8 protein-coding genes and 2 riboswitches are annotated in these 14,683 nt (G+C 68.1%); of the genes, 6 read left to right on the top strand and 2 right to left on the bottom strand.

Annotated elements, in window-relative coordinates; all coding sequences use genetic code 11:
- Positions 1 to 94: 94 nt before the first annotated feature.
- Together gcvH and gcvT are read right to left on the bottom strand one after the other, a co-directional pair.
- Complete coding sequence (gcvH, locus tag AC56KW_RS05605; RefSeq protein ID WP_497169744.1) at positions 95 to 475, bottom strand: glycine cleavage system protein GcvH; 381 nt, start codon at positions 473 to 475, stop codon at positions 95 to 97.
- A gap of 59 nt (positions 476 to 534) precedes the next feature.
- A complete protein-coding gene (gcvT, locus tag AC56KW_RS05600) occupies positions 535 to 1,653 on the bottom strand; it encodes a glycine cleavage system aminomethyltransferase GcvT (protein WP_497169743.1) in 1,119 nt (372 codons plus the stop codon).
- 48 nt (positions 1,654 to 1,701) lie between these two features.
- Positions 1,702 to 1,796, bottom strand: a riboswitch (glycine riboswitch).
- Between the two features lie 17 nt (positions 1,797 to 1,813).
- Positions 1,814 to 1,899: riboswitch (glycine riboswitch) on the bottom strand.
- 416 nt (positions 1,900 to 2,315) lie between these two features.
- On the opposite strand from gcvT, the gene AC56KW_RS05595 reads away from it, so the two are divergent.
- The 6 genes from AC56KW_RS05595 (at position 2,316) to ligA (ending at position 14,640) form a co-directional block, all read left to right on the top strand.
- Positions 2,316 to 2,876, top strand: a complete 561-nt coding sequence (locus AC56KW_RS05595) for an ATP-dependent Clp protease proteolytic subunit (RefSeq protein WP_497169742.1) — start codon at positions 2,316 to 2,318, stop codon at positions 2,874 to 2,876.
- Between the two features lie 125 nt (positions 2,877 to 3,001).
- Positions 3,002 to 5,308 (top strand): DUF1631 family protein, encoded by a 2,307-nt coding sequence (locus tag AC56KW_RS05590; RefSeq protein WP_497169741.1) that lies wholly within the window; start codon positions 3,002 to 3,004, stop codon positions 5,306 to 5,308.
- An 88-nt stretch (positions 5,309 to 5,396) separates the two neighbouring features.
- Positions 5,397 to 8,906, top strand: coding sequence for a chromosome segregation protein SMC (gene smc, locus AC56KW_RS05585; protein ID WP_497169740.1), 3,510 nt, complete (start codon positions 5,397 to 5,399; stop codon positions 8,904 to 8,906).
- A gap of 84 nt (positions 8,907 to 8,990) precedes the next feature.
- On the top strand, positions 8,991 to 10,832 hold the full coding sequence (locus AC56KW_RS05580; protein ID WP_497169739.1) for a sensor histidine kinase: 1,842 nt from the start codon (positions 8,991 to 8,993) through the stop codon (positions 10,830 to 10,832).
- Positions 10,833 to 11,028: 196 nt separating this feature from the next.
- Complete coding sequence (locus AC56KW_RS05575) at positions 11,029 to 12,288, top strand: cell division protein ZipA C-terminal FtsZ-binding domain-containing protein (protein ID WP_497169738.1); 1,260 nt, start codon at positions 11,029 to 11,031, stop codon at positions 12,286 to 12,288.
- A gap of 9 nt (positions 12,289 to 12,297) precedes the next feature.
- The gene (gene ligA / locus AC56KW_RS05570) at positions 12,298 to 14,640 is read left to right on the top strand and encodes an NAD-dependent DNA ligase LigA (RefSeq protein WP_497169737.1); all 2,343 of its coding nucleotides are present in this window, start codon (positions 12,298 to 12,300) and stop codon (positions 14,638 to 14,640) included.
- The last annotated feature ends 43 nt before the right edge of the window (positions 14,641 to 14,683 follow it).

The raw sequence follows: 14,683 nt of genomic DNA, 5'->3' as shown, positions 1-14,683 counted from the left end.
GCCGTTGCCGGCTGGATGAAGAGTGGGGTATTCGGGTTGGTGCGCCGCGCTGGCGCACCCTGCGGTGCGCTCAGGACGGGCGCACCATGGACGATTAATTGTCGGTGGTCTTGCCGTAGGCGTCGGCGTCGAGCAGCTTGTCGTAGGCGGCGGCGTCGCTCGGGGCCAGCTTGAACAGCCAGGCGCCGTAGGCATCCTGGTTGATCGAGTCAGGGGCATCGGCCACTGGCTGGTTGACGGCGGTGACGGTGCCCGAGACCGGGGCGTAGATATCGCTCGCGGCCTTGACCGACTCCACCACGGCGGCGTCGTCGCCGGCGGTGAACGCCTTGCCGACCTGCGGCAGCTCGACGAACACGATATCGCCCAGCGCATCCTGCGCGTATTCGGTGATGCCCACGGTCAGCGAGCCGTCTTCTTCGCGGCGCACCCATTCATGGGATTCGGTGTATTTCAGGTCGGTAGGGATGTTCATGGAAACTCCTGGGGATGGTGGGGTTATTAGTATACGTGTTTGTTATCGCGGCGCGCCCGTCAGGCGGCCAGCACTTTGCCGTTACGCACGAACGGCAGCTTGACGACGCTGGCGGCCAGGTGCTTGTCGCGGATGACGACTTGCACGGTGTCGCCGATGGCGACATCCAGCGGTACGCGCGCCAGCGCGATCGCCTGCTGCATGCTCGGGCTGAAGGTGCCGCTGGTGATCTCGCCGAAGTTGCCCGAGGCGGCGACGACGCGCTGGTGGGCGCGCAGGATGCCGCCTTTTTCACGCAGGATCAGGCCCACGAACTGCGCCTGCTGGCCCTTGGCCTGCAGCGCCGCCTTGCCGATGAAGTCGCGCTCGGACGCCAGGTCGACGGTCCAGGCCAGGCCGGCGTCGAGCGGGTTGACCGTTTCGTCCATGTCCTGGCCGTACAGGTTCATGCCGGCTTCCAGGCGCAGCGTATCGCGCGCGCCGAGGCCGGCGGGCTTGACGCCGGCGGCGAGCAGGGCGTTCCACAGCGCTTCGGCCTGGGTGGCCGGCACGCCGATCTCGAAGCCGTCCTCGCCGGTATAGCCGGTGCGCGCGACCATGGCTTCGCCGAAGGCGGTGTCGGCCACGATGGCGGCGTTGAAGGGTTTGAGCTGTTCGGTCGCGGCCTGGGTGGTCGGCAGCACCTGCCACACCTTGGCGCGGGCGTTCGGACCCTGCACGGCGATGAGGGCGATCGGATCGTTGCCGTCGCGGCGCTGGGTGATGCTCAAGCCGCTGCTGGTAGCGGCATTGTGCTGGTTCATCCAGGCCACGTCCTTGTCGGCGGTGCCGGCGTTGACGACGATACGGAACCAGTCTTCGGCCAGGAAATAGACGATCAGGTCGTCGATCACGCCGCCTTCGGTATTGAGCATGCACGAATACAAGGCCTTGCCCGGCGCTTGCAGCTTGTCGACGTTATTGGCCAGCAGGCCGCGGAGAAACGCGCGAACGTTGGCCCCCTTGACATCGACAACGCACATATGAGACACATCGAACATGCCGGCATCGCCACGCACCGCGTTGTGCTCTTCGATCTGCGAGCCGTAATTGACGGGCATATCCCAGCCGCCGAAGTCGACCATCTTGGCGCCGAGTGCGCGGTGGGCAGAATTGAGCGGGGTCGCTTTGAGCGTCATGGAATCCTCAGGACATGAATAGGGTGTAAGGCACGATCGTCGTGCGCTGTCGACCCCTCTGTCCTTGGTACCTGAGAGATAGCGGCTGGCGCCGCTTGCCCCTTCGGTGGACCGCCACGCGGCCGCTCTCCAGAGTTGACCGGCCGCGTCATGCGCCGCCGTTCCTTGACCGGTCCTTTTGCCTGAGAGTTTATGGGTGAGTGCCCCTTCGGCGGCAGCCTCGCTGCGCTCTCCCGATCAAGACTGCGGAGGATATTCCACCCCGCCACCCCTGTCAACCACGCAGCCCCAAGCAATTGCCGCAACCCCTAGCCCAATAATTAGGGTCAGTGTCGAATTCTTTGATAACTTTTTAAGTTGCTCATTAATTCTACTCCGACCCTCTTTATTTTCTGACTGCTGCGGAAACAAAAAGCGTGCATTTAAAAAACTATTTGACGCCGAGAATCACACATCGATCTTGGTAGCGCTAAACGCTCCAAATTCCATGAGGGTCGGAGTCGAATTGTTTGACAACTTTGAAGAATTGCCCAATAAATCTACTCTGACCCTCATTGTAGAATTGCTGGGGAGTATTGCTGCGCACTATTGGGCGGGGCGGTGGGGGTGTTTGTCGTGATTTGCTACACTGGTTCCACTTACTTTGTAGGCGGGAATACACTATGAACGAAGAAAAAACGCTGCAGGAGAAAGAAGGCTGGTACACGCTGTCGGGTGATGTCAACAGCGATATGGTGCATCGGATGTTCGAGGCGGTGGCGGCAATGACCGAAGAGGGGATCGACACCGCCCACGTGCTGCTGCAGTCGAACGGCGGGTATGTCAGCGATGGGCTGTGCCTGTATAACTTCATGGCCAGCTCGCCGATCAAGTTCGTCATGTATAACGCGGGGGCGGTGGCCTCGATCGCCGTCGTGCTGTACCTGTCGGGGTCGCGCCGCTATGCCAGCGAAACCGCGCGCTTCATGATCCACAAGTCGCATGCGACGGCCTCGCCGGGGTCGCGGCCGGACGCGCTCAATATCATTGTCGAAGGCTTGCGCGCCGACGATGCGCGCACCGAAGCCATCCTGCGCAAGGAGATCGAACTCGCGCCCGAGCAGTGGAGCGTGCACCAGTACGGCGACCTGCACCTGACCGCGCGCGACGCCAAGAAGGCCAAGATGATCCACGAGGTGCTCGACTTCGCGCCGCCCAAGGGGGCGATTCTGCGCAATATCTGAGCGCGGCAGCCCTGGCAGCGCACGGGCCGCCACGTCCCGCCGCCTTCGTTCCCAGATGTGTTTGGCCATTGCTGCGGGGTAAGAATGTGGCAGAATAGGGGTTCGCCTCACTTCGCCGATCCGTCATGGCCACCCCGACCGCCCAGACTTTTGCCGCGCGCAAGGCCGCCGCCGCCCAGCAGGCCGTGCTGGCCGCGCTGGTCGATATCGCGCGCAGCCATGCCGAATCAGGCCTGGCCGACATGGCGCGGCGCATGGTGTCGGCGCTGCTGGACCTGACCGCGGCCGGACCCGAGCCCGCCACCGTCATGCGCCGCGTCAAGTCGGGCAACCTCCTCAAGGACAACGCCTACGCGTTCACCCACCTCGCGGCGGCCGAGATCGAATCCACGCTGCGCGACGAAGTCGCGCGCCTGGTTCCGCTCGACGCCCAGGCCCCGGCCGCCCCGGTCGAACTGAGCCTGATCCCCCTCGAGCAGATCGACCAGCAGATGGCGCTGGGCGCCGTCAGCCGTCCCTTCGACCTGCAGCATTCCGAAGGCCTGGCCACGCTTGGCGTGCGCCTTGGTCTCTTGCTCGGGCGCGACCTGGTGCGCGCCGCCCACAACCCCTTCCGTCCCGACGTCTTCCTCGCCGCCATACACGCCGCCTGGCGCCAGTTCGAGCCCGATCCCGAGGCCCACAGCCTGGTGGCGCCGCTGCTGCGGCCCGGCCTGATGTTCGACCTGGGGCCGTTGTACGAGGCCCTGGTCGAGGCGCTCAAGGCACGCAAGGGGCTTGACGCCGACACCCGCTTCAGCAAGACCGACGACCGCGCCGCGCGCCAGGCCGAGCGCGCCCGGCGCGAAGCGGCACTGGCCCAGCAGCTGCGCCACCTGTTCGATCCGGCCCTGGCGGTGCCGGAGATCCCCAACCTGCCGCAGGGCGGCGGCGGCTGGCGTCCGAGCGCGGCCTCCGGTTTCTCGGTGGCGCCGCTGGAGGCGGTCAATCCGGCGGCGACGCCGCCTGCGGCCCCTGCGACGACGTCGTCGGCCGCGGCGGGCTTCGCCCAGCCGGGTGCGGCGATGAGCGCAGGCGTCCATGCCGGCCGGGCCTACGCATCCGCTGCAGCGCCGGCGGTGGCCGCGCAGCCCCTGGTCGACCTGCTGGCTCGCCAGGCCGGCGTCGTTCCGGGAGCAGGCGCGCCGCCGTCCGGCGCCCTCTACCTGCCGCAGCTGCGCGCCAGCCTGCCGCCGGGCGCCCTGTCGCGCGGCGACGAGACCACCCTCGACTTGCTGTCGCGCGTGTTCGGCAGCGTGTTGCAGGACGCTGGCGTGGCGCCCGAGACGCGCGAACTGATCGGCCACCTGCAACTGCCGGTGCTGCGCACCGCGCTGCGCGACCGCAGCTTCTTCTATCAAGAGGCGCATCCGGCGCGGCGCCTGCTCGACCTGCTGTCGCAGGCCGGCTGGGAGCAGCCGCAAGGCGAGGACGACCCGCTCTACCGCGCCATGCGCAGCAGCGTCGCGCGGGTGCGCGACCAGGCCGACCCGGAATTCGGCGCCGCCCTGGCCGAACTGGAGGCCGGCCTGGCCGCCCGCGACAAGGTCGACGAGGCGGCGCTGGCGGCGCCGATCGCCCAGGCCACGCGCCACGAAAAGCGCGCCGCCGCCGAACGTTCGGCCCAGCGCGCGGTGGCCCTGCGCCTGGCGGGCGAACAGGTGCTACCGGCCGTGACGGGCTTCCTGGAAGGACGCTGGACCGCCGCGCTGGCGCTGGCCTACACGATCGAGGACAGCCGGCCCGGCGCCATCGACAATGCTACGCGTACGATGGAAGACCTGATCTGGAGCGTCAAGCCAAAAGCCACCCAGGAGCAGAGAAAGGCCTTGATCGGGCGCCTGCCGACCCTGCTGGCAAGCCTGAACAACTGGCTCGACGCGACCCGCTGGCAGGATGCCGAGCGCCTGCAGTTCTTCGCCGAGCTGGCCGAGTGCCACGCCTCGATCGTGCGCGCGCCGATCGAGCTGCTGCCCGAGCGCCAGCTCGAACTGGCGCTCGAGGCGGCCCAGCAGGATGCGCTGCGGCGGGTGGCGCAAGAGCAGGCGCAGGCGCGGCGCCAGGCCGAGGAAGAGCAGGCCGCCGCCGATGATCCGGTGGCCACGGTGCTGGCCGGACTGGAGCGCGGCATGCGCCTCGAGCTGAGCGAGGCGCAGATCGTGCGCAAGGTGCGCCTGGCCTGGGTCAGTCCGCTGCGCACCCTGTACATCTTCTCGGGCGCTGGCCGCCAGGAAGCCTTTTCGCTGCCGGCCGCGCGCCTGGCCGAGCTGCTGCGCGACGGCGCGATCCGGGTCGTCGCGGCCGAGGGCGTGGTCGGCCGCATCCTGAGCGCGGCGGTGGGGCCGGGCGCCGTCAACGATGCCGGCCCGTCCGCGGGTGCGTGCAGCGCCTGAACGAAGCGGCACGCTCCCCGGCCCTTTTTCATCCGATGCCGGCAATGGTATGATGGGCGCTTTACCTCTACAGCCATAGCCGACGCTCGTGCGCCTCTCTTCCATCAAATTGTCGGGATTTAAGTCGTTCGTCGATCCCACCAATTTCCAGGTGCCGGGTCAGCTGGTTGGCGTGGTCGGCCCCAACGGCTGCGGCAAATCGAATATCATCGACGCGGTGCGCTGGGTGCTGGGCGAATCGAAAGCGTCCGAGCTGCGCGGCGAATCGATGCAGGACGTGATCTTCAACGGCTCCACCCACCGCAAGAGCGCCGGGCGCGCCTCGGTCGAACTGGTGTTCGACAACAGCGCCGGCAAGGCCGCGGGCCAGTGGGGGCAGTATGCCGAGATCGCGGTCAAGCGCACCCTCACGCGCGACGGCACCTCGACCTATTACATCAACGGCCAGCCGGTGCGCCGGCGCGACATCCAGGATATCTTCCTCGGCACCGGCCTGGGTCCGCGCGCCTACGCCATCATCGGCCAGGGCATGATCGCGCGCATCATCGAATCGCGCCCGGAAGAGCTGCGCGTGTTCCTCGAGGAAGCGGCCGGCGTCTCCAAGTACAAGGAACGCAGGCGCGAAACCGAGAACCGCCTGTCCGACACGCGCGAAAACCTGCTGCGGGTCGAGGACATCCTGCGCGAACTGAACGCCAACCTGGAAAAGCTCGAAGCCCAGGCCGCGGTCGCCAACCGCTTCCGCCAGCTGCAGGCCGACCAGGAAGAAAAGCAAAAGCTGCTCTGGCTGATGCGCAAGAACGAAGCCAAGGCCGAGCAGCTCAAATTCTTCCGTGAGATGGAAGAAGCCCAGACCAGCCTGGAGGCGCAGACCGCCAAGCTGCGCAGCGTCGAGGTCGACCTGGAATACCTGCGCCAGGCCCACTTCGCCGCCGGCGACCGCTTGCACACGGCGCAGGGCGCGCTGTACCAGATCAATTCCGAGATCGGCAGCCTTGAAGCGCAGATCAAGTTCGTGGTCGAGTCGCGCACCCGCCTGCAAAGCCAGATCGCGACACTGGCGGCGCAGCGCGACGGATGGCTGGCGCAAGAACGGGAACACCGCGAAGGGCAGGAAGAAGCCGAGCTGCAGCTCGAGGAACTGGCCGCGCGCGCCGAAGGCGCCCAGATCGCGGTCGAGGTCCAGCACGAGCGCCTGCCCGATCTGGAAGCGGCCTGGCGCGCCGGCCAGGAGCAATCGACCGCGTCGCGCGCGCGCATCATGCAGGTCCAGCAGCGCATCGAGCTGGCCTCGGCCCATGGCCGCAACGCGTCCGGCATCCTGAGCAACCTGGCGACACGCCGCGAACGCCTGCAGCAGGAGAGGAATGGCCTGAACCTGCCCGACAGCGCGACCCTCGACAACCTGCGCCTGCAGCTCGAAGAAAAGCAGCAGGGCCTGGAAGAGCAGACTTTGCTGCTCGACGAGGCGACCGGGCGCCAGGAAGCGGTCGAGAGCGAACGCAAGGAAGCGCATGCGCAGGTCCAGCGTGAAAGTGCCGCCAACGCGCAGCTCGAAGCGCGCCTGAATGCGCTGCGCCAGATGCAGGACCGGGTGCAAACCCAGGGCAAGGTCCAGCCGTGGCTGGAAAAGCACGAGCTGGCGGGCTTGCCGCGCCTGTGGCAAAAGCTCGACGTCGAAGCAGGGTGGGAGACCGCCCTCGAAGCCGTGCTGCGCGAGCGCTCCGGCGCGCTGGAAGTGTCGAACATCGACTGGGCCAGGGCATTCGTCAATGATGCGCCGCCGGCACGCCTGGCGCTGTATGCGCCGCAGGCGGGCGCACACCCGGCGGCGCACGATGGCTTGCAGCCTTTCGCCAGCCTGCTGCGCGTGAACGACGCCGGCATCCGCGGCGTGCTGGACGACTGGCTGCACGGCGTCTACGTCGCGGCCAGCGCGGCCGAGGCCTTCGCCGAGCGCGCGCGCCTGCCGCAGGGCGCGGCCTTCGTGACCCGCGAGGGCCACCTGGTGACCCGCTCCAGCGTGCGCTTTCACGCGCCGGACGCCGAGCAGGACGGCATGCTGGCACGCCAGCATGATATCGAGAATACCGCCAGACAGCTCAAGGCCCAGGCCTTGCTGGCCGACGAGGCGCGCGGGCGCGCCACCCGCGCCGACGCCGCCGTCAGCGACCTGGCGCGGCGCCTGCAGGACGCACGCGGCAAGGTCGGCACGCTGCAGCGCGAGGTGCATGCGCTGCAGATCGAGGTACTCAAGCAGAGCGAGATCGAAGCCCGTTTCAACCAGCGAAGCGGCCAGATCGCAGCCGACCTGTCCGAAATCGCGGCCCAGGAAGCCGAGCAGCGCCAGGCTCAGGCGCAAGCCGAACAGGAATTTGAACAACTCGACCTGGAACTGGCCGAGCTGCAGGAAGCGCACGAGGACGGCCAGACCGCCTTCATTGAACAAGAGCAGGCGCTGGGACGGGCGCGCGAGCAGCTGCGCGAGCTGGAACGCAGCGCGCAAGAGGCGCAGTTCGCCGAGCGCGCCCAGCGCAGCCGCATCGAGGAGCTGCGCCGTACGATGCTGACTGCCGCGACCCAGGCCGAACAGGTCGGCGCCAGCCTGGCCCAGGCGCGCCTGGAGCTCGAGGCGCTCGAAAGCGGCACCGCCCACGAAGGTTTGCAAGAGCTGCTCGCACGCCGCACGACGCAAGAGGTGGCGTTGTCCGACGCCCGCCATGAGCTGGACCAGGTCGCCCAACAGCTGCGCGCGGCGGAAGAGGCGCGCATGGGATCCGAGCGCAGCCTGCAGCCGCAGCGCGACCGCATCACCGAGATGCAGCTCAAGGAGCAGGCCGCGCGCCTGAACCAGGAGCAGTTCGCCGAGGCGCTGGCCGCCACCGGGGCCGACGAGGCGGCGCTGTCCGAAAAGCTCGACCCCGAGGTGAAGCCGCAATACCTGCAGGGCGAAGTCACGCGCCTGACGAATGCCATCAGCGGCCTTGGCGCGGTCAACCTGGCGGCGGTCGACGAGCTGGCCCAGGCCAGCGAGCGCAAGCGCTTCCTCGATTCGCAGAACGCCGACCTGAGCGAAGCCATCGCCACGCTCGAGGATGCGATCGGCCGCATCGACCGCGAGACGCGCGACCTGCTATCCGATACCTTTGATCGCGTCAACGGCCATTTCTCGGAACTGTTCCCGATCCTGTTCGGCGGCGGCAACGCCAAGCTGGTGATGACCGGCGACGAGATCCTGGACGCCGGCGTGCAGGTCATGGCCCAGCCGCCGGGCAAGAAGAACGCCACCATCCACCTGCTGTCGGGCGGCGAGAAGGCCCTGACCGCGACCGCGCTGGTGTTCTCGATGTTCCGCCTGAACCCGGCGCCATTCTGCCTGCTGGACGAGGTCGACGCGCCGCTGGACGACGCCAATACCGAGCGTTTCTGCCGCATGGTCAAGCGTATGTCCGACCATACCCAGTTCCTGTTCATCTCGCATAACAAGATCGCGATGGAGATGGCCAGCCAGCTGATCGGCGTGACGATGCAGGAGCAGGGCGTGTCGCGCATCGTCGCGGTGGACATGGAGTCGGCTGCCGACCTGGCGGCCGCCTGAGCGGACGAGGTGTTCCGCTAGCGCCGTGCTACACTCGTCCGGCCCGGTCCGGGCATGTTTCGAGCCCCAGCCCAGTTTCCTGCAATGACCGACCACTCCCAGCCACCGCAGTCTTGTACCTTGCCCACAGCGCTGGCGCAGGGACTGCGGCTGATCCGCGCGTCGCCCGCCCCCATGCTGATCCTGCGCGGCGATACCGGCATGGCTGCCGCCAACGCCGCGTTCACGGCGCTGCTGGCCGGGCCCTGGCCCGCCGACACGTGGATGCCTTCGGCCGCGCTGCTGCCGGGCGCCGGCGAACCGGCCGCGCGTATCCTCGACGGCAGCCTGGTCCAGGCCAGCACCGAGCTGGCGCTGGCCACGCGCGTGCGGCTGGCGCTGTCGCCCGTGTGCGAGGCCGATGACGCCATCGTCGGCGTGCTCGGTGTGGCCACGGCCGTGCCGCAAGAAGCCGACCTCGCCGCACGCGAACTGGGGCGACTGGTCGAGCTCAGTCCGGTCGGGGTGGTGCGCTACACCCATGACGGCGGCATCCTCGACTGCAACGACGCCTTTCTCGCGATGCTCGGGCTGGACCAGGCAGAGCGCGGCCGCGGCCTGTCCTGGCGAGCGCTGACGCCGCCCGAGTGGCGCGAAACTGACGACATCGGCCTGGCGCGGCTACAGTCGCATGGCTTGTTGCCGCTGTTCGAGAAGGAATTCTTGCACCGCGACGGCCACCGCATCCCGGTGCTGGTGGGCGCCGGCAACCTGGTGGCCGACAGCAGCCAGGGCTTTGCGGTGGTGATCGACATCTCGGCGACGCGCGCCGCCGAGCGCGCGCTGGCCGAGAGCGAAGCGCGCTTTCGCGCGATCACCAACGCGATGCCGCAGATGGTCTGGTCGACCCGCGCCGACGGCTTTCATGACTATTACAACGACCAGTGGTATGCCTTCACCGGCATGCCGGCCGGATCGACCGACGGCGAAGGCTGGAACGGGATGTTCCATCCGGACGACCAGGACGCCGCCTGGGCCAGGTGGCGCCATTCGCTGGCCAGTGGCGAGCCCTATGAGATCGAATACCGGTTGCGCCACCGCGACGGCAGCTACCGCTGGGTGCTCGGCCGCGCCCTGCCGGTGCGCGACGCCAGCGGCGAGATCGTGCGCTGGATGGGCACCTGCACCGACATCCACGAGCACAAGCTGAGCGAGGATGCGCTGCGCGAGGCCGACCAGCGCAAGGACGAATTCCTCGCCATGCTCGGCCACGAGCTGCGCAACCCGCTGGCGCCGATCCGCAGCGCGGCGGCGCTGCTGCCGCTGGCGAAAGGCGATCCGGCCCGGATCGAGCATATCGGCCGCGTGATCGCGCGCCAGTCGACCCACATGACGGGCCTGATCGACGACCTGCTGGACGTCTCGCGCGTGACGCGCGGCTTGATCGCGCTGGAACAAGAGGACGTGGCGGCACGCCTGCTGGTCGACGAAGCCGTCGAACAGGCGCGCCCGCTGATCGAGGCGCGCTCGCATGCGCTGTCGATCGACGACGCCACCGGCGGGGCCTGCGTGCACGGCGACCGCAAGCGCCTGGTCCAGGTGCTGGCGAACCTGCTGTCGAATGCCACGAAGTTCACGCCGCCCGGCGGTCGCATCGTCGTCGACCTGAAGCCGGCAGGAGCGATGATCGAGATCACGGTGAGCGACAACGGCATCGGCATGGCGCCCGATCTGGTCGGCAGCGTGTTCGAGCTGTTCCGCCAGGGGCAACGCACGCCCGACCGCTCGCAGGGCGGGCTGGGCATCGGGCTGGCGCTGGTGAAGAAGCTGGTGCAGCTTCACGGCGGCCAGGTGAGCGCAGTGAGCGCGGGGGAAGGGCTGGGCAGCGCCATCGTGCTGGCCTTGCCCGCCTGCCGCCAGCCGGCCAGCCCGGCAAGGGCGCCATAAACACGGAACAAATAGGAGATGCAGCTGCAATCCATGGCATCCGGGCGGGCGAGTTGGTATCATTGCATGAGTTTTCGTGGGGAGAACGCCCGCACGGATGGCAACCGATCGAATTAACCATTTCGCGAACAGAGAACCGCGTGGCCGGCCAGGCGCGCAGGTTCGGCGCGAATCTCGCTATTGAGGCACACGCAGCATGACTGATTTCCAAATGAGCCTAATCGCAGCTGGCGGCGTCTTCGTCGTCGGCGTCATCACCTATAACAAGTGGCAGGAATACAAGGCCAGGAAGAGCGTCGAGCGCGCCTTCGCCTCCGACCATGACGATGTGCTGATGCGCGATGGCGAGCAGCCGCCCGGCGCCGACCGCCACGAACCGGTGCTCGAGGCCGGCCTGGAGCCGCCGCTGGTCGCCAAGGAACCCGTGCTCGACGCGGACGCCTTCGCACCGGCCGACGTCAAGCCCGAGCCGCAGCTCGACGATTCCGCGGCGCCTGCCGGCGTTCCAGCCGCTGCTCCGGCAGCTGCGGCGGCCGGACCGGTCGGTATTCCCGCCGGCGCGCCGACGACAACCTACCGCGCCACCGGCGCCAGCGCCGCCCAGGACGCGGTGGCCGCCTCGCTGCCCGGCACCCGTCCCGGCATGGCGCCGGCCGAACTGGCCGAATGCCTGGTCGATCCGCTGATCGACTGCCTGATCCCGCTGTCGCTCGAGACTCCGGTCCGCGGCGACAAGATCCTGCCGGCGCTGCTGAAGCTGCGCCGCGTCGGCAACAAGCCGATCCACTACATCGGTTTCGCCGTCAGCGGCGAATGGGAGCCGATCGTGCATGGTGGCGTGTACACCAAGCTGCAGGCCGGCGTGCAGATGGCGACCCGCACCACGGCGCTGAACGAACTCGAATACTCCGAACTGGTCACGCGCCTGCGCGCGGTGGCCGACGAGATCGGCGCCGAACCCGAAGTGCCGGACATGATCGAGGTGATGGCCGAGGCGCGCATCCTGCACCGCTTCGTGGCCGGCCACGACGCCCAACTGGGCGTGAACCTGGCCGCCAATGGCGCGCCGTGGGCGATGTCGACCCTGATCGGCGCGCTCGAGAATGCCGGCTTCGACGTGCGTCCGGACGGCCGCTTCGCGATGCCCGATGGCGAAGGCGGCGTGCTGTTCACCCTGTCGACCAACGTCAACCTGGGCGCCGACACGACCTCGCGCCTGACCCTGCTGCTCGACGTCCCATGCGTTGCGCCGGCACGCGATGGCTTCGGCCGCATGGTCGATACGGCGCGCGGCCTCACCCAGCGCCTGGACGCGACCATCGTCGACGACGGCGACCAGCCGCTGATGGACGAGGCGCTCGACGAGATCAAGAGCCAGGTCGGCGAGTTCTATCAAGAGATGGACGCGACCGACATTCCCGCCGGCTCGACCCGCGCGCTGCGCCTGTTCAGCTGAGGATTCCCGGTGAGCGAGCAACAGAAACACTTGCAGCGGATGGCATGGCTGGTCGCGGAACTGAACCGCGCCAGCTATAACTACCACGTGCTGGACGCGCCGACGATCCCCGACGCCGAGTACGACAAGCTGTACCACGAGCTGCTGGCGCTGGAGACTGAATACCCCGCGGCCGTGGATCCCGACTCGCCGACCCAGCGCGTGGGCGATGCCCCGATCCCCGAGTTCAGCCAGGTGACGCACGCGGTGCCGATGCTGTCGCTGAATAACGGTTTCACCGACGACGACATCGAGAACTTCGACCGCCGGGTGCGCGAAGGGCTGGAAACCGGCCAGGTGGCCTACAACGCCGAGCTCAAATTCGACGGCCTGGCGATCAGCCTGCGCTACGAGAGCGGGCGCCTGGTGCAGGCCGCGACCCGCGGCGACGGCTATACCGGCGAAGACGTCACCGCCAATATCCGCACCGTCAACGTTATCCCGCTGCGCCTGCACGGCGACGACGTGCCGGCGGTGCTCGAGGTACGCGGCGAAGTGCTGATGTTCAAGCGCGACTTCGAGGCCCTGAACGAGCGTCAGCGCGCCGGCGGACAAAAGGAATTCGCCAACCCGCGCAATGCCGCCGCCGGTAGCCTGCGCCAGCTCGATTCGCGCATCACGCGCCAGCGCAAGCTGCGCTTTTTCGCCTATGGCGTCGGCCAGCTCGACGGCGCCGAGCTGCCCGGGACGCACTCGGCGACGCTCGACTGGCTGGGCGCCCTCGGCCTGCCGGTGGCGAAAGAGCGCAAGGTCGTCACCGGCCAGAATGGCATGCTGGATTTCTACCGCGATGTCGGCGAGCGCCGCAAGTCGCTACCGTATGAAATCGACGGCGTGGTATACAAGGTCGACCGCCTCGACGACCAGCGTGCGCTCGGCTTCGTGTCGCGCGCGCCGCGCTTCGCCCTGGCCCATAAATTCCCGGCCGAAGAGGCCTTGACCACGGTCCAGGCGATCGAGGTGCAGGTCGGCCGCACCGGCGCCATCACGCCGGTGGCGCGCCTGGTGCCGGTCTCGGTCGGCGGCGTGACCGTCACCAACGCCACCTTGCACAACGAGGACGAGGTACGGCGCAAGGACGTGCGCGTGGGCGACACCGTGATCGTGCGCCGCGCCGGCGACGTGATCCCCGAGGTGTTGTCGGTGGTGCTGGAGCGCCGCCCGAGCCCCGCGCCGGCGATGTATGTATTGCCGAAGCAGTGCCCGGTTTGCGGCTCGCACGTGGTGCGCGAAGAGGACGAGGCGGTCGCGCGCTGTTCCGGTGGCCTGACCTGCGCCGCCCAGCGCAAGGAAGCCATCCGCCATTTCGCCGGCCGCCGCATGATGGACATCGAGGGCCTGGGCGACCGCTATATCGACAGCCTGGTCGAGGCCAACCTGGTCAAGGGCGTGGCCGATCTGTACCGCTTGAACCTGGACCACCTGCTCAAGATGAAGCGCCTGGCGGATGAACGCGACGGCACCACGCCCGAGACGGTCAAGCAGGGCAAGGTCGCCACCAAGTGGGCCGACAACCTGCTCGCCGCGATCGCCGCCAGCAAGGCGCCGCCGCTCGAGCGATTGCTGTTCGCGCTCGGCATCCGTCACGTGGGCGAATCCACGGCCAAGACCCTGGCCGACTGGCTCGGCAGCCTGGCGCTGGTGCGCCGCGCGCCGGCCGCGCTGCTGCGCGTGCTGCCCGATATCGGCGGTACGGTGGCGGAGTCGATCGCCGAATTCTTCGCCGAGGAAAAGAACCAGATCGCGCTCAATGCCTTGCTGGACGCGGGCGTTGGCCCACGCGACGAGCATCCGCCCAAGGCGCAGCTGCGCGAAAAACTGGACGAGATCAAGTTGCTGGCCGCGCTCGACATACCCAGACTGACCGAGCCGCGCGCGCGCCAGGTGCTGGGTGCCGGCCAGACGCTGGAAGACGTCGGCGTGCGCACCGACTTCGGCATCTTCGGCCTGCCGGCGGGCGTGGCCCAGGCGCTCGAGGAATGGATGGCAGTGCGCGCCAACCGGGAGCTGGTGCAGTCGCTGGCGGCCCTGCGCCGTTCGCTGCTGGAATCCCTGCCCGAGGCGGCGGCCGCCGCACCCGAGGGGCCGCTCACCGGCAAGACCTTCGTCCTGACCGGCACCTTGCCGACCATGAGCCGCGATGCGGCCGGCGCGCTGATCGAGCAGGCCGGCGGCAAGGTATCGGGCTCGGTGTCGAAGAAGACGTCGTACGTGGTGGCCGGGGCGGAAGCGGGCAGCAAGCTGGCCAAGGCCGAGGAGCTGGGCGTGACGATCCTGGACGAGGCTGCGCTGCTGGCGCTGCTCGGACAGTGATGCGGCCGGCAAGCAGGACAATCAACCAACCAACAACCAGAAC

The sequence above is a fragment of the Telluria sp. RT2P19 genome (genome assembly GCF_059685725.1).
Note: the sequence above shows the minus strand (reverse complement) of the source record. Positions and strands in the feature narration are given on the sequence as shown.